Here is an 18,628-nt window from a genome sequence, read left to right as displayed (position 1 = left end):
GCGTACGTAAGAGCTGAAAACCTGCGTAGCTTCACCGAACAAAGATCGGCTTTCGCCGACGCGCCGGATGAGAACTCCGCGAGTATTGGAAAATTTGACGAAAAGACGCAGGGGCCATGCGTCGCGCGCCCGGTCGGCCGAACGCTCTACAGCGGTCATGCCGGCGGTGTCGTAGCGCCCCTCATGGGCGTCAAGACGCTGCGCTCTAATCATGTAGCTCCCACGGCCCCGCGACATGCGGAGCGCCCCTTCCGGACGGCGAAATGCGCGCCCTAGGCAAAGGTTCCGATTATCTGTCTAGAAAACGACATTAATCGCCGCGGGTTTGTCGCTTTTGGTCAACGACGGACCGTTTGGCGGAACCTGCGGGTGCGTCCGCCCAGAGCTTCGGGGTGGTTGAGCTCCTTTCGGAACTCGTCGCGCCGTTCATGGATCGAGGCGATGACCAGGCCCATAGGCACCCCGATGTCCACCAGAACGGTCTCGGAGAGTTGCAGGCTCGCCTCGATGGTTTCCGGCACGGCGTCGGTGACGCCAAGCTCATAGAGCCGCGCGGCGTGGCGAGCATCCTTGGCCCGGGCGACGATGGGCAGATCCGGCCTTAGTTCCCTCGCGGCGCCGACGACGGCCTCCGTCCCATCGGGGTTATCCATGGTCACCACCAACGCCCGAGCGCTGTCGAGCCCGCACCGCCGCAGAAACTCCGGCCGCGATGCGTCGCCGAAATAGACATTCCCTTCACGACGGCCAGCCTCGACAAGGCGCGGATCCCGATCCGCGGCGATCCAGGCTATTTCATGCCGGGTCAGCATCTCGCCCACCAGTCGCCCGACCCGGCCATAGCCGACAACAAGGACCACCGGTCCCGCTTCGCCATCGGGAACCCCCTCGGTCGGTGGCGGCGGCGCCGAGACCCGGCTGGCTTTTGGCGTGGCGCTGATCTTGCGAGCCAGACCGGCAAGCAACGGGATCGAGAACATCGACAGGGTGGAGGCCACCAGAATCATCTGGCCAGCGCCCTGGGCGACAATGCCGCCCTCCATGGCCGAACCCAGAATCACGAAGGCGAACTCGCCGCCGCCCGCCAGCAGCAAAGCGGCGCCGGCGGCGGACTCCCACGATAGCTTGAAGAGGCGGGCGAGGACGAAGACGACGCTGGCGTTCAACGCCACCAGGCCTACCGCCATGCCAAGGATGGGGGCCGGGCTCCGAGCCAAGAGGGACAGATCCAGTCCGATCCCGATCGAGACGAAAAACAGGCCCAGCAGAAGGCCCTTGAACGGCTCGATCTTGACCTGGACTTCGTGGCGGTACTCGGTCTCGGCCAGAAGCAGGCCCGCCACGAAGGCGCCAAGCGCCATGGATAGCCCAGCCAGGGCGCTGATCAGCCCCGCACCGATGACGATCAGGAGCGAAGCGGCCATGAACATCTCGTCGCTCTTGGCCTTGGCCACCGAGCGCATCATCGGGCGCAGCAGAACCCGCCCGGCCAAGACGAGAGCCCCCACGCCGAGCACCGCGGGCGCCGCGGTCAACAGGACGCTAGGCGACAAAGCTTCCTCGCGCCCGCTGAGCACGGCGATGGTGATCAGGATCGGGGCCACGGCCAGATCCTGGAAAAGGAGGACCGCGAAGGTCGCTCGTCCGGCCTTGGTATGTTGCTGCTTCTGATCGGCCAGGATCGGCATGACGATCGCCGTCGATGAAAGCGCCAGGGCCGCCCCGATGGCGCAGGCCGCGGCGACGGGCTGCCCCAGAAGCCAGGCGGCCGAGCCGATGACCATGATGCATACGCTGACCTGCAGACCGCCAAGGCCGAAAACCAGCCGTCGCATCAGTCGCAGGCGCTCCCAAGAGAGCTCTAGACCAATCATGAACAGCAGGAAGACGACGCCGAACTCGGCCAGCTGCGCCACGTCGGCGGGGTTGCCGATCGTGAAATAGGACAGCCACGGCGCGCGATCCCCCAGGGATCCCAGGCCGTAGGGACCAAGCACCACGCCCGCGAAGAGAAACCCCAGGATCGGGTTGATCCGCCAGCGTCGAAAGAGGGGCACGACAACCCCCGCCGTCGCCAGGAACAGCACCAGATCCTTATAGTCCTCGGCCGCGACCGCGTGCTCCAATGTCTTTCAGCCCCTTAAAAATCTAGCCGACCAGCCGCACGCCCGGACCGGCGTCATCGCCCACGGGCTCGCCCGATCCGATCAGCAGGACCCCGCCGTCCCGCAGAGCGTTCATCAACAGCCGCTCGGTGCCGCCATGCAATTCATGGCGTCCCGTTTCGAAATCGCGCACGGTGCTGCGTGACACTCCAGCCTTGCCCGCCAGGTCTTCCTGAGACCAGTCGAGAAGACCGCGAGCCGCGCGACATTGAGACGGACAGAGTATTTTCGTGTGAGGCATAGTAGCCAATCCGGGTGAAGTCACCCATATTGGGCGACTATCGCCCTACTGGATCATATCGTCAAGGAGACGCCGTTGCCGCATCACGTGCCGCTGATCGCCACCATCGTCGCCGGCCTCGTGCTGGCCTTCATCTTCGGCGCGATCGCCAATCGTCTGCGGCTGCCTGTGCTTGTCGGCTATCTCGTCGCCGGCGTGGCGGTGGGCCCCTTCACTCCCGGCTATGTGGCCGATCAGCCCCTGGCCAATCAGCTCGCCGAGATCGGCGTCATCCTTCTGATGTTTGGGGTGGGGCTGCACTTTTCGCTGAAGGACCTGATGTCGGTCCGTAAGATCGCCATCCCCGGCGCCGTGGTGCAGATCGGCGCCGCCACGATCATGGGTGTCGGCCTAGCGGCGTTGCTCGGCTGGCCTTTGGGGGGCGGGGTTGTCTTTGGTCTGGCGCTGTCGGTCGCCTCCACCGTGGTCTTGTTGCGAGCGCTTCAGGAGCGCCGACTGATCGAGACCGAACGCGGGCGCATCGCCGTTGGCTGGCTGATCGTCGAGGACCTGGCCATGGTGCTGGCCTTGGTTCTGATCCCCGCGGTGACGACCGCCCTGAGCGCCGAGCAAGGTAGCGGACTGGCCGGCATGGGTATGGCGTTGGCCATCACCCTGGGCAAGGTCGGCGCCTTCATCGCGCTGATGTTGATCGTCGGACGGCGCGTGATCCCATGGGTCCTGCATTGGACAGCGCACACCGGCTCGCGCGAGTTGTTTCGTCTGGCGGTCCTGGCCATCGCGCTCGGCGTGGCCTTCGGCTCGGCTGGGCTCTTTGGAGTGTCCTTCGCCCTCGGCGCGTTCTTCGCCGGCATGATCATGAGCGAATCCGAGCTCAGCCAACAGGCGGCCAACGAGACCCTGCCCCTGCGCGACGCTTTCGCCGTGCTGTTCTTCGTCTCCATCGGCATGCTGTTCAATCCGATGATCCTCATCCAGCACCCGCTGCCGGTGCTGGCCACCCTGGGGATCATCGTGGTCGGCAAATCGATCGCCGCGTTCCTGATCGTGCGGGCGTTCAAGCATGGCACGGGCACTGCCCTGACCATCTCGGCGTCCCTGGCGCAGATCGGGGAATTCTCCTTCATCCTGGCCGCGCTAGGCACCGAGCTGGAGCTGCTGCCGCCGGAAGGCCGCGATCTGATCCTGGCGGGCGCGATCCTGTCGATCCTGGTCAATCCGATCCTGTTTCGCCTGGTGGATCGCCACATGGAAAAGTCGGCCAAGCGAGAGCTCGCGGCCGAGGAGGTCACGCCGCCCGTCAAGCCCGCGCCCTGCGTGGTTCTGGTCGGCTTTGGCCGCGTGGGGCGGGCAGTGACAGAAGGCTTTATCGGCAAAGGCCTCGTGGTCATTGAAAGCGAGAGCGAGCGCCTGGAAGAGCTCAGGACTCAAGGCTTCAAAGTGGTGGACGGCAACGCCGTCAAATCCGAAATCCTGGTCGAGGCCGGCCTGGAGCACGCCACCCATCTGCTGATCGCGGTGCCTAACGCCTTCGAGGCCGCGACCATCGTCGAGCAAGCCCGACGCATAAGCCCCAAGATCACGATCATCGCCCGCGCCCACTCCGACGCCGAGGTGGAATTCCTCACCGCCCGGGGCGTCGATCACACGATCATGGGTGAGCGCGAGATCGCTTTGGGGATGCTCTCCCTGGCGCAGACCCGCGCCAAAGCATAGCGGCCGGCGCCTGTGGGTTGGGCAAAGTCGAGATCCACAAGCCGCTCGCCAAGCCACTCTAGCTTGGCGTTATAGAATAACATAGTCACCGGATAGGCCGCTGTCGGCTTGATGGGATGGTGACGAGCATGGAAGCGCCATTTGGGCGTCGGCAAGTCTTGGGCCTGAGCGCCGCGATCTCATTAGCGGCGACGGCTCGCGCTGGGCATGCGCGCGCCCAGCTTTCGGATCTTTGGGATGTCGATCGCGACACGGTAAATCTGGATGCCGCCTACTATGGCGCCATGCCCAAGGCGGTTCAGGCGGCCTATTTCGCCAATCTGTCCTGGGTGAATCAGAACAACAGCGCCTTCCTTCGGCGGGCGACCAAGGACCGCTCGCTGGATGACAGCCTGACCAGATCGCGGGCCGCGGCGGCGACCCTCATCAACGCATCGCCTGAGGAAGTGGCGCTGTGCAACGGCGGCACCGAGGCGCTCTATGCCCTGATCACCAACTATCGGGATCTGAAGCCTGGCGACACCGTCATCATCGCTGACGTCGACTATGACGAGATGCAGTACGCCATGGCGTTCTTGCAGGAGAGCCGGGGCGCCCGCCTCGTGCGCTTTGATCTTGGAGACATGACCGACCCGCAGGAGATCCTGGCGGCCTACCAGGCCGTTCTCGATCGAACGCCACGCGCCAAGCTGCTGTTGCTCACGCACCTTTCAAATCGCAACGGACTGGTCCCGCCGGTCAAGGCGATCATCACCGCCGCCAGGGCGCGGGGCGTGGACGTGATCCTGGATAGCGCCCAGGCGGTGGCTCAGTTGCCGGTGGATGTTGAGGATCTGGGCGCTGACTTCGTCGGTTTCAGCCTTCACAAATGGCTGGCGGCGCCCCTGGGCACAGGCGGCATCTACATCCGAAAGGATCGCCAAGCGTCCATCGCACCCTATATGGGCAATGGGCTTTTGCCGGCCGCGGACGTGCGGTCGCGAATCCTCACCGGCACGATCAACTACGCAGCGCACCTGACCATTCCCGACGCCCTGGCCTTCCACGAGTCGATCGGCGCCCAGGCCAAGCTCGCGCGGCTTCGTGAGCTTCACGAATATTGGATCGACCGGGTCCGCGACATGCCCGCCTTGAGCATCGTGGGGCCGTCGGGCGAACAGGCCTATGGTGCGATCGGAGCCTTCCGGCCTCGTGGGCTGGACGGGATCGACGGCGCGCGGCGCTTGCAGGCCCGCATGCTGGAACGCCACGGCGTTCTGGTCGTCGCCAAGGCAGGCCTCGCCTCCGGACCGGTACTGCGGGTGACGCCCGCGCTCTTCAACACCACCGCCGATCTCGACCGCCTTGTTTCAGCGGTCCGGGCGGAATTGGCCGCCTAACGCGACGAAGATGACAAAGCCCCGGCCCTTGTCTAAGAGCGCCATCGTGAAAGCCTTCCGACGCCCGCAACGCAACCTGTGGGGCCATGTCTGCATGACATTGGCTGCGCTGGCGGTCGTCATGAAGGTGCTCATCCCCGCGGGCTTCATGGCCAAGCCCGCGACCAACAGCCTGCCCTTCGAACTGGTCATCTGTACCGGGGAAGGCGCGATGGTCGTCGCTCCCGGCGAAGCGATCGCGCCACATTCCGACGGCAAGGCTCAGGGCGAGAAATCCGCCGGCGACGCGCCTTGCGCCTTCGCCAGCGCCGCGACCGGAGCGCCGCTGCCGGACCTGTCCAACATGCAGGCCGTCGCGTTCATCGAACACCAAGACGCACCCGTCCACACCAAACCCATGCTCGCACCGGGCCGCGGTCTTTCCGCCCCCCCGCTGCCCGCAAGAGGCCCCCCGACAGTCTTCATCTGACACCGGCTTAAGGCCGGATCGCCTGCTCGCCCGCCGCACCTCCGTTCGCGGTGTGTGGGCCGCCTGTCCATGAAGAATCGGCCGCCAAGCGGCCGTGGGAACCTCATAAAGTGAAAGTCATCCTTTTCGCCGGCGCCGCCGTGCTGTGTCTGCCTGCCTGCGCCCTTGCGCAAACCTCCAACACGATCGACTCGGTGATCGTCACCGCAAGCCCTGATCCGGAAGATCCGCCCGTCGTGGCTGACGCCCGCTCGCGCCTGTCCAAGACTCCCGGCGCCGTTTCGGTGATCTCGGCCGAGTCCTACGCCAACCGGTTCGCCCTGGCGCTGGACGACATGCTTCGCGACGCGCCTGGCGTCTACGCGCAGCGCAAATGGGGCGGCGACATCCGTATCTCCATTCGCGGCTCAGGCATCGGCAACGCCAACCACAATCGAGGCCTATTGCTGGCGCAGGACGGCGTGCCCCTGAACGAGGCCGACGGCTACGGCGACAGCCAGATCGCCGACCCGCTTCTGGCCCGCTACACTGAAGTCTATCGCGGCGGCAACGCCCTTCGGTTCGGCGGGGCCCTGCTGGGCGGGGCGGTCAACATCGTCACGCCCACCGGCGCTGACGCCGGTTTCGAGAACCGCCTGCGCATCGACGGAGGCTCATTCGGCTTCCTGCGCGAGAACATCGCTGTCGCCCGCCAGTTCGGTGACTGGGACGTCTATGCCGCCGCCACCGACCAGCGCAGCCAGGGAGAGCGACCCCAGAGCCAGCAGAACATCCAGTTCGGATCGCTCAATATCGGCCGCAAGTTTGGCGAGGATCGGGAGGTGCGCCTGATCGTCAACGCCTCCAACATCAAGCAGGAAATTCCCGGCGCACTGACCCGGTCGCAGTTCGACGCCAATCCTCATCAGGCCGCGCCGGGGAACTACGCCAATGATCAGGGCCGAGACCTGCGAGGCGTGCGAACCTCCCTGCGCACCACTTGGCGATTGAACGAAAGCGCCGTTTTCCAAGGTGCGGTCTATGGCGTCTGGAAGGACCTGGATCACCCCATCTTCCAGGTCATCGACCAGCAGAGCCGCAACTGGGGGGCATTCGGCCGCCTGGACTGGGATGGTCAGATCGGCGCCATGCGGGCGGACGCCTACGCTGGGGTGTGGATTCGAGAGGGCGATCTCGACTCAAACTTCTACGTCAATGTCAGAGGCGCTCGCGGCGCGCCCACCTCGATCTCACTGCAGAACGCCCGGGCGACGGATCTCTTCGCAGAGGGGCGCCTGTTCGTCACGGGGCAGCTGGCGTTGGTGGCTGGCGCCACCTGGGGGACCGCCGAGCGTGACTATCGCAGCTTCGCCGTGCCCGGTCAGCCCGCGACGTTCAACCTGACCGCGTCTAAGGATTACGACTGGGTCGCCCCGCGCGTGGGCCTTCTGTGGGAAGCGGCGGACGGGTCTCAAGTGTTCGCCAATCTGACCAAGTCGGTCGAGCCGCCGAACTTCGGCTCCATGTCGCCTACCAATGTCGGCTTCGCACCGGTTCAGGCCCAGGAAGCCTGGACCGCCGAACTTGGGACGCGCGGGCGACGCGGGCCGCTGACCTGGGACATCACCCTTTATCGGGCGCTGCTGGACAAGGAGCTGTTGCAGTACACCGCGGGCCTGAACGGCGTTCCAGCCTCGACCTTCAACGCCGACGAGACCATCCACCAAGGCGTGGAGGCGGCCTTGGATTGGCGGATGACGTCGCGCCTTCGCCTGCGCCAGACCTGGACGTGGTCGGACTTCCGCTTCGACGATGACGTCCAGTACGGCGACAATCGCCTGCCGATCGTGCCGCAGCACTTCTATCGCGCCGAACTTCGTTACGAAGACCCGCGAGGCTGGTTCGTCGCGCCGTCGATGGAATGGTCAGCCTCGGATATCTGGGTGGATTATAGGAACACCACTCGGGCGTCCTCCTACGCCATCCTCAATCTGGGCGTGGGCTGGACGGTCAATGACAAGGTCTCGTTGTTCATCGACGCGCGAAACCTGACGGACGAGGCTTACATCTCCAACGTCCAGGCCCAGATCAGCGCCACCCCCACCAGCGCCGCATACTGGCCCGGCGATGGCCGGTCGGTGTTCGGCGGCGTCACGGTCGCGTTCTGATCCAAGCGGGCGGCGGCCAGACCGCCGCCCAACGGAGACATTCGATGTCCAAAACAACCGACACTGCGGCGCCCTCGGCTTCAGCGCTCTATCGCGCCTTCTGGCGGTGGCACTTCTACGCCGGCTTGCTGGTGCTCCCCTTCTTGATGCTGCTGGCCCTGACCGGCGGGGCCTATCTATTCAAGGACGAGATCGACACGGCCGTTTATCGCCGTTTCGAAGCGGTCCAGACACGGGTCGACACGGCCGCGCCTTCCACCTGGATCAGCGCCGCCGAGCGCGCCAGCGGCGGAAAGGCCGTGCGGCTGGTCACGCCAGAGCCGGGGCGTGCCGCGCATGTCGTCATCCAGCAGCCTGACGGCGAAAAGCGGACCGTCTTCGTCGACCCCTTCGACGGCCGGGTGACGGGCTCCATCACCTATGGCGGCGTGATGGAGTTTATCAAACGACTGCATAGTCTCGAGCTTGTGGCGCCGTGGGCCAACTGGCTGGTCGAGATCGTCGCGGGCTGGGCCATCGTACTGGTGGCCACGGGATTCTTCTTGTGGTGGCCGAGGCGCAAGGGCCTGGGCGGCGTGGTCGCTCTACGCGGCGCGCCAGGACAGCGGGTGTTCTGGCGCGATCTTCACGCCGTGACCGGCCTGTTTGCTGGCGGCTTGATCGTATTCCTGGCTGCAACCGGCATGCCTTGGTCGGTGGTGTGGGGAAAGCAGGTGCGCGACATCACCGCTTCGGCGGGCCTGGGGCGCCCCAAGGCGCCGACGGCGGAGGTCCATGCCGAACATGCAGACCACGGCGCTGTGCCATGGTCCCTTCAAGGCAAGAGGATCACGGCATCGACCGGTCCTCAAGCGCCGATCGAGCTGATCCTGGGCAACGTGCGAAACGCCGGCCTCGGGACACCCTTCGTGCTGTCCATGCCGGCCAAGCCTGGCGCCGCCTGGTCCGCCGCCTACATGCCCGATCAGGTTGAGGACACCCGCACGCTCTATCTAGACCCGGTGAGCGGTGGTGTGCTCGCCGACATCCGCTATGGCCAGTTCGGCGCCGCCGCCAAGGCGATCGAATGGGGCATATCCGTTCACCAGGGCCAGCAATACGGACGCATCAACCAATGGCTCATGCTAGGCGCCTGCATCGCCATCTGGCTGATGGGGGGCTCGGCGCTGATCATGTGGTGGAAGCGCCGGCCCAAAGGAAGCCTCGGGGCGCCGCCCGCTCCCGCTGACCGGCGCGTCTATGGAGGTCTCGCCCTCGTCGTCGCTCCCCTTGCGATCTTCTACCCCCTTGTCGGCGCATCCCTCGTCGTCGCACTTGTCATCGATCAATTGGCGGGCCGGCTGATCGCCGCCGCCCGCAAAGCAGGACAGTCATGAACGCCAAGCTTCTCGCCATGCTCGCCCCGGTTCTTATGCTCGCCGCCTGTGGGAAGGCGGCCGAGGCCGCGCTCCCTTCAGTGACGATCACCAACGCATGGTGTCGGGCCGCGCCCGCCGTCGCACCCGCCGGGGGGTGCTACATGACCCTGAAGGCGGCCGCCGATGACCGGCTGGTCGCTGTCGAGACCAAGGCGGCGGACCGCGCCGAAATCCACACCATGAGCGTGGAGGATGGGATCATGCGCATGCGTGAATTGGAGGATGGCATCGCCCTCGCGGCCGGCCAGGCGGCGCAGCTCAAGCCGGGCGGTCTGCACATCATGGTCATCAAGCCCAAGGCGCCTTTCACGGTTGGCTCGTCGGTCACCCTGACGCTCAAGTTCGCCAAGGCGCCGAGCCAGACCCTGCAATTTCCTGTGCGGACCATGCCTGCGGCAGGTGGTCACCAACACTAGCCAAACATGAACGATTTGTAACCGAACGGGGCGGGCGGCCCATGCAAACTGCGGCCGTCCAACTCCACGCAAACATCATCGGGACGACAAGAATGAAGACGGCATGGCTGGGCGCTGCGGCAGCAGGCGCCCTTCTGATCAGCGCCGCTGGCGCTCAGGCCCACGAACACAATGATTGCCTCGACGCACTCTGCCATATGCAGTCGCTCGATATGCTCGCCCAGGACGGCGCTTCGGGTGGAACGGCGACCTCGCTGGAGTCCCCGCGCTACGGAACCTGGGGTTATGACCTCGGCGGCCGCGATACCGCCGTCAAACCTGGCGAAGACTTCTTCAAATATGCCAACGGGACGTGGGAGGAGACCACCGAAATCCCCGCCGACCGCACGCGCTTTGGCAACTTCGACAAGCTGTCCCTGCTGTCGGAAGCCCGCTCGCAGGCGATCATTCAGGACGCGGCCAGCGGCAAGGTCCAGGACAAGGACGCCGGCAAGATCGGCGACGCCTATAACGCTTTCATGAACGAGGCCCTGGCAGAACAGCTGGGCGCCAAGCCCCTAGCGCCGGAGCTGGACCAGATCCGAGCCGTGAAGACAAAGACCGAGTTCACCGGCCTGATGGGCAAGACCCACTCGTCGGGCTTTGTCTCTATCTTCCCAAGCTACATCAGCGCCGACGAAAAGGACCCGTCCAAGTACGCGGTGTACCTGCTCACCGGGGGTCTGGGCCTGCCGGACCGCGATTATTATCTCGAGGCCAAGTTCGCCGAGAAGAAGGCCGCCTATCTGGCCTACGTCCAGACCATGCTGACCCTGGCGGGCTGGGACAAGCCAGCCGAGCACGCCCAAGCCGTCGTCGATTTCGAGACCAAGCTGGCCCAAGTCACCTGGACCCGGATCGAGAAACGCGACGCCAACAAGACCTATGCGCTCAAGACCCGCGCCGAGCTCGACGCTTATGCGCCGGGCTTCGACTGGGGCGCGTTGCTGACGCCAGCCGGCCTGGGTGGCGTGCAGAGCGTGGTCCTGACCACCGACACCGCCTTCCCCAAGTTCGTGGCCGTCTACAACGAGACCCCGCTTGAGACCCTGAAGGCCTGGCAGGCGTTCCACTTGGCTGACGACGGCGCGCCTTACCTGTCCAAGGCCTTTGTCGACGCCCAGTTCGACTTCCGCGGCAAGACCCTGAGCGGCCAGCCCGAGCAGCGTCCCCGCTGGAAGCGCGGTGTGGCCAACGTCAACGGCATGATGGGCGAAGCCGTCGGCCGCGCCTATGTGGCTCAGTACTTCCCGCCGGAATCCAAGGCCAAGATGCTCAAGCTGGTGGCCGATATCCGCGCCGCCCTGCACGACCGCATCGAAGCCCTGCCGTGGATGGGCGCCGAGACCAAGGCCAAGGCGCTCGACAAGCTGTCCAAGTTCACGGTCAAGATCGGCTATCCAGACGAGTGGCGTGACTATTCGGGCCTGACCATCAGAAAGGACGATCTCTACGGAAACGTGCTCCGCTCGTCGGCCTTCGAATGGAAGCGCGACGTGGACCGTCTGGGCGGCCCGGTGGACCGCAAGGAATGGGGTATGACCCCGCAGACGGTGAACGCCTACTACAACCCGCCGCTCAACGAGATCGTCTTCCCCGCCGCCATCCTTCAGGCGCCCTTCTTCGATCCGAACGCCGACGACGCCATCAACTACGGCGGCATCGGCGGGGTCATTGGCCACGAGATCGGCCACGGCTTCGACGACCAGGGCCGCAGCTATGACGGCGACGGCGTGCTGAAGGATTGGTGGACGGCCGAGGACGCCGCCAAGTTCAAGGCGCAGGCCGACAAGCTGGGCGCGCAGTACTCGGCGTTCGAGCCCCTGCCGGGCGCCAAGGTCCAGGGCGGCCTGACCATGGGTGAGAACATCGGCGACCTGGCCGGCCTGACCCTGGGTCTCGAAGCCTACCACCGCTCCCTGAACGGCAAGCCGGCTCCGGTTCTGGACGGCCTGACGGGCGACCAGCGCGTGTTCCTGGGCTGGGCCCAGGTGTGGCGCCAGAAGATTCGGGACGAAGCCCTGCGCCAGCAGGTCGTCACCGATCCGCACTCGCCGGCCTACTACCGCGTCAATGGCACCATCCGGAACATCGACGGCTGGTACAAGGCGTTCGACGTCAAACCGGGCGACGCCCCCTACATCGCCCCGGAGGATCGCGTCCGCCTCTGGTAGGCGCACTGGTAAGCCATGCTGAATGCGCCCGTCCCGGTCATCCGGGGCGGGCGTTTTGCCATGTAACGCGCGTTTGAGGTTTTTGACGATTAAGTCCAAAAACACTGAACCCGCCGCGGGGGATATCGCGGCGGGTTCAGCTATTGCTCGATCACTCGATCTTAGAGGGCGTTTCCTCCCCGAAACGCCTAGGAGCTGAGCCGTTCTGCGGCGGCCCTCATCTCCTGGTAACCCCTAAGAACGGCAAATTAAGAGGACTGTCAACGCCGCAAAGCCGGTTTTTGCAAGGCGTTGAAAGAAAAACCGTACATTAGCGTCGATAAGTTTTAACCGAGCCGGTTAATTTTATGCACACATGTCAGTTTTAAGCGCCAATCCTCCGGCCAAGCTTTCGATGGCCGCCGACGCGGCTTCGAAGACGTAGTCGGGGCGCGCGACCGTCACCGGCTCGACTCCTTTGGCTCCCAAGGCGGCGCAGACATCCAGCAGATCTCGCTTGTCCACCAGCAAACCATTGGCCCTTCGGGTCGCACCCTTGGCGGCGAAGCCTTCCGTAGCCTGCCGCGCCGCCGCGTCCTGCTCGGCCGGCCACACAAGGGTCGCCAAGGCCATGGCTCGGGCCCGGGCTTCCACCGCGATCACAAGCCGGCGCGCCGAGGCCAGATTATCCGGCGTCCAGGTCGCGCAGAGGCTGGCGGCCAGCTGGGCCTGGCTCTTCAGGATCACCCCGTCGGACAAGACCTTCAGACCATTGGCCGTCAGGGTCGCGCCAGTTGTAGTGATGTCGACCACCAGTTCGGCCGCGCCGGCGGCCGGAGCCCCCTCGGTGGCCCCGCTGGATTCGACGATGCGATAATCGGCGACACCACGACGGGCGAAGAAGCTGCGGGTCTGGGCCAAGTACTTGGTGGCCACGCGCAGGCGCCGGCCCGTGCGGGCCAGATGGATGTGCCCGACCTCGTCCAGATCGGCCATTGTGTCCACATCGAGCCAGCTCTTGGGCGCGGCGACCACGAGATCGGCGCGACCAAAGCCCAGGGCGCGCAATAGGGTCACGCGCGCATCCATATCCTCACCCTGCTCGCGCAGGAGGTCCTCGCCGGTGACGCCCAGATGCACTTCGCCCGACGCCAGGGCGGCGGCGATGTCGCCGGCCGACAGCAGACGCACAGACACGCCAGGCAGCCCGGACAGTTCAGCGCTGTAGCCACGCGATCCGCCCGTGGCCTCCAGCTTGAAGCCGCAGTCGGCGAGCCAGGCCTCGACCTGTTCCTTGAGCCGTCCCTTTGAGGGGATGGCGAAGATCAGGGGTTCGCTCATTCGCCGCCTCCCAGATAGGCTCGCGCCGGCCGCACCATGCACCCGACGGCGCCGGCCGCCTTGCCGCCAAGACGCGGCACGAGCCCGTCATAGCGGCCGCCAGCCGCGACCGGGCGCTCGTCGCCCAGCGCCGCGCTGCGGACTTCGAACAACACGCCGTCATAGTAGCCGAAGGCGCGGCCAAAGCCGGTGGACAAGGTCATGCGCGCCTCGTCGGCGCCCAGCTCGATCAGGGCGGCCAGGCGGCTGTCCCAGGCCGCGAGCGCCGTCTGCAGCGCCTCCCCCTTGGGACCAGACAGGCCCTTCACCGCAGCCAGGGCCGCGCGGGGCCGGTCGCTGATGGACAGATAGCCGCGCACGGCGGCGATCTCACTTTCGGACAGACGGCCGGCGTCCTGCGCCTGCGACCGGGCGATCAAGCGATGAACGATATCAGCCGGGCGACGGCCACCCACCGGCTCGACGCCAGTCATGGTCCAGAGCTCGCGCAGCACCTCTTCCGCTTCCGCCTCGGGAAGGCCCGCCAGCAAATTGGCCAGCTTGCCCGAGCCGCTCGGCGCCGCGACGACTTCACCTTCAAGCTCCGCCTTGAGCAGGCGTGGATGGCTGAAGGCGCGCTTGAGGCGGGCGGCCAAGGGCGGCGCAAGGTCCAGGCTGTCGACAAAGGCGCTGAACAGCGACACATCGCCCAGCAGGAGGGTCAGATCATCACGACCGCCGGCGACGGAGGCCTTCCAGGCCAGGGCGGCGACTTCGGCGTCGGCGCGCGGACCTTCCGGCGGGCCAAAGGCCTCCAGACCGATCTGCAGAAACTCTTCGGCGCGGCCCGATCCGACCGGCGCCACGCGGAAGGCCTTGCCCTCATATGCGTAGCGGCCGATCTCGACGCCCGCCTCAATGTGGCTGCGCGCCACGCCGATGGTGAAGTCAGGCCGCAGGGCCAACTCTTCGCCGCCATCGCCCTGAACCACGAACAGGCGCGCGCGCATGGACTCGCCCGACAGATCGAGCAGCAGGCTCAGAGGCTGCAACACCGGGGAGTCGACCGCCTGCGCGCCCGCGCTCAGAAACGGGGCGCGAATGGCCTCCAGGGCCGTCGCCGGAATGGCCTTTTCGAGGCGCATCAGCCGCCCTCCGTGATCCGCTTGACCGCCGCCACCAGCTCGCCGCGCGCGACCGTTTGCTGACCAGGGCGGGTCGATTTCCACTCGGCGTTGTCCGACACTCCGGCGGCGAGCTCACGACCAAGGTCCAGATCCTTGATGGTCACCGTGCCGGCGGCGATCTCGTCGCCGCCCAGCATGATGACCGCCGGCGCCATGCGGCGGTCGGCGTATTTCATCTGCGGCTTCATGCCGGACGAGCCGAGATAGACCTCGGCCGCGACGCCGGCGGCGCGAAGCTCGCCCGCCACGGCGAAGTACTCAGGCATGTGGGCCTGGTCGAAGGCGATGATCACCACCGGTCCCCGCGCGGCCTGGGCCGCGTCACGCCCGGCGGCCTTCAGCGCGGCGGCCAGGCGCGACACCCCAAAGGAGAAGCCGGTGGCCGGCACGGGTTGCCCGGTGAATCGGGCGATCAGGTCATCATAACGGCCGCCGCCGCCGATGGAGCCAAAGCGCACGGCCTCGCCCTTTTCGTCAGTGGTGGTCAGTAGCAGCTCGGCCTCGAACACCGCCCCGGTGTAATATTCCAACCCGCGAACGATGGACGGATCGAACAGCGCCTGGTCCTCGGCCACGCCCAGACCCTTCAGGGCCGCGTCTATGGCGGCAAGCTCGGCCAGGCCTTCGTCGCCCTCCGCCGATCCGCCAATCACCGCCGAAAGCGCGTCGAGCGTCGCGCCCCGCGACGCCGCGCCCGCCGCCACGAAGGCCAGGACGGAATCAATGGCCTTGCCCGTCAGGCCCGCACCCTTGGTGAAGGCGCCGCTCTCGTCCTTGCGGCCCTCGCCAAGCAGCAGTTTCACGCCCTCGGCGCCCAGCCGGTCTAGCTTGTCGACCGCGCGCAGCACGCCCAGCTTCTGGCCGTTGCTTTCAACGCCGGCGGCGGTGAGCAGGCCGTTGAGGAGCTTGCGGTCGTTGATCTTGATCACCGCCTGGCCGCGCGGCAGACCGGCCGCCTCCAGACCCGCGACGGCCATGGCGATGATCTCAGCGTCGGCCTCAGGGCGGGCCGAGCCCACCGTGTCGGCGTCGCACTGGATGAACTCGCGGAACCGGCCGGGACCAGGCTTTTCGTTACGCCACACCGTACCGAACGCATAGCGGCGGAACGGCTTGGGCAGGGTCTCCCAGTTCTGAGCCGCGAACCGCGCCAGGGGCGCGGTCAGGTCATAGCGCAAGGCCATCCACTGCTCGTCGTCGTCCTGCAGGGCGAAGACGCCCTCGTTGGGACGGTCGCTGTCCGGCAGGAACTTGCCCAGAGCGTCGGCATATTCGAACGCGCCGGTGTCCAGCGCCTCGAAGCCATAGCTCTCATAGACCTTGGACACGGCTTCCAGGATCGCGCGCTCCGAGCGCAACTGCGCGGCGCGCTTGTCGGCGAACCCTCGGGGGGCGCGGGCTTCGGGGCGGAAGGTTTCTTCGGTCATGGCGCTTTTCGTCGGTTCGGAAGGACGACGGAGCGCTTGCTTCAAGCCTCCGCCTTGAGCGGGGGCTTTGGCCGGGATGTGCTGGGCTTTAAGCCGCGCGACCCTGGCCCGTCCCCCATGAGGTCGGGTGGTGATGGCCGTGGTGGTGGTGCGCGGTGCAGGTCACGGGCGGGGCTATAGCCGAGAAGGGATTAACTGACCATACCCCGCCGCGATGCTCAGGGCTTCAGCTTTGCGATCATGGCCGTGGTGGATGGATCGTGCCTGGCGGGCGCGCCGCCCTCCAGTTCGGGCAGGATGCGGTTCGCCATCACCTTGCCCAGCTCCACGCCCCACTGGTCGAAGCTGTTGATCCCCCAGATCACGCCTTCGACGAAGGTCTTGTGCTCATAGAGCGCGATCAGAGCGCCGAAGGTTTCCGGCGTCAGGCGGTCCAGCAAGATCAGGGTGGAGGGCCGGTTGCCGGGGAAGGTCCGCTGCGGAGCCATGACATCGATGGTCGCTGCGTCCACGCCCTTGTCGGCCAGCTCCTTACGGACCTCCTCCTCCGAGCGGCCGACCATGAAGGCCTCGGCCTGGGCCAGAAGGTTGGACAGCAGCTTGGGATGCATGCCGGCCGGTCCCTCGTCGGTCGTCGCCAGACCGATCAACTCCATAGGGGTGATGTCGGTCCCCTGGTGCATCGCCTGGAAATAGGCGTGCTGGACATTGGTCCCCTCGCCGCCGAACACGATGGCGGACGTGCCGCGGGTCACCGGCTTGCCGGCCTTGTCCACCTGCTTGCCGTTGGACTCCATCTCCAGCTGCTGCAGGAAGGCCGACAATCGGCTGAGGCGATAGGAGTAGGCCACCACCGAGCGGGCGGGGCGGCCAAGGCCGTTGCGGTTGAAAATCTGAGCCAGGGCCAGCAGCACCGGAGCATTCTTCTCCAGCGGCGCATCGCGGAAGTGGACGTCCATCTGGGCCGCGCCGGCGTGGAAGCGTTCGAACACCTCCCAGCCAGCGGCGATCGCCACCGACAAACTGACCGACGACCACAGCGAATAGCGGCCACCGACCCAATCCCAGAAGCCGAAGACTCGCTCGTCCGGCACCCCGAAGGCCGAGGTCTTGTCCAGGGCGGTGGAAACGGCGGCCAGGTGCGCCTTGGCCCCCTCCTCGCCCAACGCGGCGCTGAGCCAGTCGCGAGCCGCCTGGGCGTTGGCCATGGTCTCCTGAGTGGTGAAGGTCTTGGAGACGACGATGACCAGGGTCTCTTCCGGGTCCATGTCGGCGGTGACCAGCTCGAACTCGGCGCCGTCCACATTCGCCACGAAGCGCACGTCGATCTGCGGTTTCACGGGACGCAAAGCATCCCACAGCAGGCGGGGGCCCAGGTCCGAGCCGCCGATGCCGATGTGCAGGATGGTCTTGAACGGCTTGCCGGTGGAGCCTTTGACCGCGCCCGAGCGCACCTGCTCGGCGAAGGCTTTCATGCGGACGCGGACATCCTCGACGTCGGCCATCACCGCCTCGCCCTTGGCGGCATAAGGGGCGTCCTTGGCCGCACGCAGGGCCACGTGCAGGACGGCGCGATCCTCGGAGGTGTTGATCGCCTCGCCGCCGAACATGGCTTGGCGCGCCCCTTCCACATCAACCGCGCGGGCGAGATCCAGGGCGGCATCGAGGCCTTCGGCGGTCCAGCTCTGTTTGGAAAGGTCGAGCGACACGCCGGCGGCCGACACGGTCAGCTTCGACAGGCGATCAGGCTCGGCGTCGAACAGATCGACGATGCGCGTGGCGGCCGCGTCTTTCGCGGCGGCCTCGAGACGGCTCCAAGCGGCGTCCAGTTTGCTCATCGTCGCGCTCCCTCTGCTGACCTTCCGCGATTAGCAGAGGGAGACGGCGACGTCATGAAGACCAATCCTCAAATGAGGATCAGCGCGGCTTACGCCTTGTACTTGACGCTGCAGCCATAGGGCCTGCTGACCGCGACGACGGGCTTGCGGCCGGCCTTCACGTCGGCGAGGGCGGCAGTGACGTAATTCTTCGCGCCCTTGATGTCCTCGACCTTGTTGGTCGGCTTGTCGTCGATGCCGCCCTGGTAGACCAGTTGGCCCGTCTTATCGATGACGTACATGTGCGGTGTGGTCTTGGCCCCATAGGCCATGCCCATCTTGCCATCCGGGTCGAGAAGGATGGCGCTCGGCGCGGCCTTGTTAGCGGCGGCCCACTTCTTGGCCGCGGCGCCGTCGGCGAAATAGCCCTGCTCGCCGGGTGCGGAGGACACCACGCTCAGCCACACCACGCCGTCGGCGGTCGCGGCCTTTTGCAGGGCCTGCATGTTGCCGCTGTAGTGCTTCTTCACATAGGGGCAGCCCTCGTTGACCCATTCCAGGACGACGGTCTTGCCCTTGAATTCGGAGAGCGAGCGGGTCTTGCCGTCCGCGTCCTTCACGGAGAAGGCAGGGGCCGGAGCGGCGAGCGCGAGGCTGGGAGCAAGAGACAGGATCGGCGCGGCGGCGACGAGAAGACGACGGGTCAGGCTCATAGGAGTCTCCAATCGAGATTA

At 66.1% G+C, this 18,628-nt stretch carries 14 protein-coding genes; 7 read left to right on the top strand and 7 right to left on the bottom strand.

Going from position 1 to position 18,628, the window contains the following annotated elements:
* Positions 1–338: 338 nt before the first annotated feature.
* Together O5K31_RS01290 and O5K31_RS01285 are read right to left on the bottom strand one after the other, a co-directional pair.
* The gene (locus O5K31_RS01290) at positions 339–2,126 is read right to left on the bottom strand and encodes a cation:proton antiporter domain-containing protein (RefSeq protein ID WP_269715326.1); all 1,788 of its coding nucleotides are present in this window, start codon (positions 2,124–2,126) and stop codon (positions 339–341) included.
* Between the two features lie 22 nt (positions 2,127–2,148).
* Positions 2,149–2,406, bottom strand: coding sequence for a helix-turn-helix domain-containing protein (locus tag O5K31_RS01285; RefSeq protein WP_269715325.1), 258 nt, complete (start codon positions 2,404–2,406; stop codon positions 2,149–2,151).
* Positions 2,407–2,481: 75 nt separating this feature from the next.
* Here O5K31_RS01285 and ybaL point away from each other — a divergent pair, with 75 nt between their 5' ends.
* From ybaL to O5K31_RS01250, 7 genes are all read left to right on the top strand, one after another.
* Complete coding sequence (ybaL, locus tag O5K31_RS01280; RefSeq protein ID WP_269715324.1) at positions 2,482–4,122, top strand: YbaL family putative K(+) efflux transporter; 1,641 nt, start codon at positions 2,482–2,484, stop codon at positions 4,120–4,122.
* 128 nt (positions 4,123–4,250) lie between these two features.
* Positions 4,251–5,501 (top strand): aminotransferase class V-fold PLP-dependent enzyme, encoded by a 1,251-nt coding sequence (locus tag O5K31_RS01275; protein ID WP_269715323.1) that lies wholly within the window; start codon positions 4,251–4,253, stop codon positions 5,499–5,501.
* Between the two features lie 46 nt (positions 5,502–5,547).
* Positions 5,548–5,970 (top strand): DUF2946 family protein, encoded by a 423-nt coding sequence (locus tag O5K31_RS01270; RefSeq protein ID WP_269715322.1) that lies wholly within the window; start codon positions 5,548–5,550, stop codon positions 5,968–5,970.
* 110 nt (positions 5,971–6,080) lie between these two features.
* Entirely contained in the window at positions 6,081–8,117 is a 2,037-nt protein-coding gene (locus O5K31_RS01265) for a TonB-dependent receptor family protein (RefSeq protein ID WP_442867742.1), read from the top strand.
* Positions 8,118–8,161: 44 nt separating this feature from the next.
* Positions 8,162–9,493, top strand: a complete 1,332-nt coding sequence (locus tag O5K31_RS01260; protein ID WP_269715321.1) for a PepSY-associated TM helix domain-containing protein — start codon at positions 8,162–8,164, stop codon at positions 9,491–9,493.
* On the top strand, positions 9,490–9,951 hold the full coding sequence (locus O5K31_RS01255) for a copper chaperone PCu(A)C (protein ID WP_269715320.1): 462 nt from the start codon (positions 9,490–9,492) through the stop codon (positions 9,949–9,951). Before O5K31_RS01260 ends, O5K31_RS01255 begins: the two co-directional genes overlap by 4 nt.
* A 92-nt stretch (positions 9,952–10,043) precedes the next feature.
* Positions 10,044–12,164: a M13 family metallopeptidase gene (locus tag O5K31_RS01250; protein ID WP_269715319.1), complete on the top strand. Its 2,121-nt coding sequence runs from the start codon at positions 10,044–10,046 to the stop codon at positions 12,162–12,164.
* Between the two features lie 345 nt (positions 12,165–12,509).
* Here O5K31_RS01250 and hisG read toward each other — a convergent pair whose 3' ends face one another.
* The 5 genes from hisG to O5K31_RS01225 form a co-directional block, all read right to left on the bottom strand.
* Complete coding sequence (gene hisG / locus O5K31_RS01245) at positions 12,510–13,484, bottom strand: ATP phosphoribosyltransferase (RefSeq protein WP_269715318.1); 975 nt, start codon at positions 13,482–13,484, stop codon at positions 12,510–12,512.
* Positions 13,481–14,608, bottom strand: coding sequence for an ATP phosphoribosyltransferase regulatory subunit (locus tag O5K31_RS01240; protein ID WP_269715317.1), 1,128 nt, complete (start codon positions 14,606–14,608; stop codon positions 13,481–13,483). Before O5K31_RS01240 ends, hisG begins: the two co-directional genes overlap by 4 nt.
* Positions 14,608–16,077, bottom strand: coding sequence for a histidine--tRNA ligase (gene hisS / locus O5K31_RS01235; RefSeq protein ID WP_269715316.1), 1,470 nt, complete (start codon positions 16,075–16,077; stop codon positions 14,608–14,610). The genes O5K31_RS01240 and hisS overlap by 1 nt, the downstream gene beginning before the upstream one ends.
* Positions 16,078–16,295: 218 nt before the next feature.
* Positions 16,296–17,915, bottom strand: coding sequence for a glucose-6-phosphate isomerase (pgi, locus tag O5K31_RS01230; RefSeq protein ID WP_269715315.1), 1,620 nt, complete (start codon positions 17,913–17,915; stop codon positions 16,296–16,298).
* An 89-nt stretch (positions 17,916–18,004) separates the two neighbouring features.
* The gene (locus tag O5K31_RS01225; RefSeq protein ID WP_269715314.1) at positions 18,005–18,607 is read right to left on the bottom strand and encodes a redoxin domain-containing protein; all 603 of its coding nucleotides are present in this window, start codon (positions 18,605–18,607) and stop codon (positions 18,005–18,007) included.
* Positions 18,608–18,628: the final 21 nt, after the last annotated feature.

The organism is Caulobacter sp. NIBR2454 (genome assembly GCF_027474405.1).
In the GTDB taxonomy this organism is placed as follows: Bacteria; Pseudomonadota; Alphaproteobacteria; order Caulobacterales; family Caulobacteraceae; genus Caulobacter.
The sequence above is the reverse complement of the archived record's forward strand: the minus strand, read 5'-3'. Positions and strand labels throughout refer to the sequence as shown.

Bases quoted from the DNA above. Each gene is read 5' to 3' on its own strand.
- O5K31_RS01285 (WP_269715325.1), bottom strand. From the start codon at position 2,406: ATGCCTCACACGAAAATACTCTGTCCGTCTCAATGTCGCGCGGCTCGC.
- O5K31_RS01275 (WP_269715323.1), top strand. From the start codon at position 4,251: ATGGAAGCGCCATTTGGGCGTCGGCAAGTCTTGGGCCTGAGCGCCGCG.
- O5K31_RS01260 (WP_269715321.1), top strand. From the start codon at position 8,162: ATGTCCAAAACAACCGACACTGCGGCGCCCTCGGCTTCAGCGCTCTAT.
- O5K31_RS01255 (WP_269715320.1), top strand. From the start codon at position 9,490: ATGAACGCCAAGCTTCTCGCCATGCTCGCCCCGGTTCTTATGCTCGCC.
- O5K31_RS01250 (WP_269715319.1), top strand. From the start codon at position 10,044: ATGAAGACGGCATGGCTGGGCGCTGCGGCAGCAGGCGCCCTTCTGATC.
- hisG (WP_269715318.1), bottom strand. From the start codon at position 13,484: ATGAGCGAACCCCTGATCTTCGCCATCCCCTCAAAGGGACGGCTCAAG.
- O5K31_RS01240 (WP_269715317.1), bottom strand. From the start codon at position 14,608: ATGCGCCTCGAAAAGGCCATTCCGGCGACGGCCCTGGAGGCCATTCGC.
- hisS (WP_269715316.1), bottom strand. From the start codon at position 16,077: ATGACCGAAGAAACCTTCCGCCCCGAAGCCCGCGCCCCCCGAGGGTTC.
- pgi (WP_269715315.1), bottom strand. From the start codon at position 17,915: ATGAGCAAACTGGACGCCGCTTGGAGCCGTCTCGAGGCCGCCGCGAAA.
- O5K31_RS01225 (WP_269715314.1), bottom strand. From the start codon at position 18,607: ATGAGCCTGACCCGTCGTCTTCTCGTCGCCGCCGCGCCGATCCTGTCT.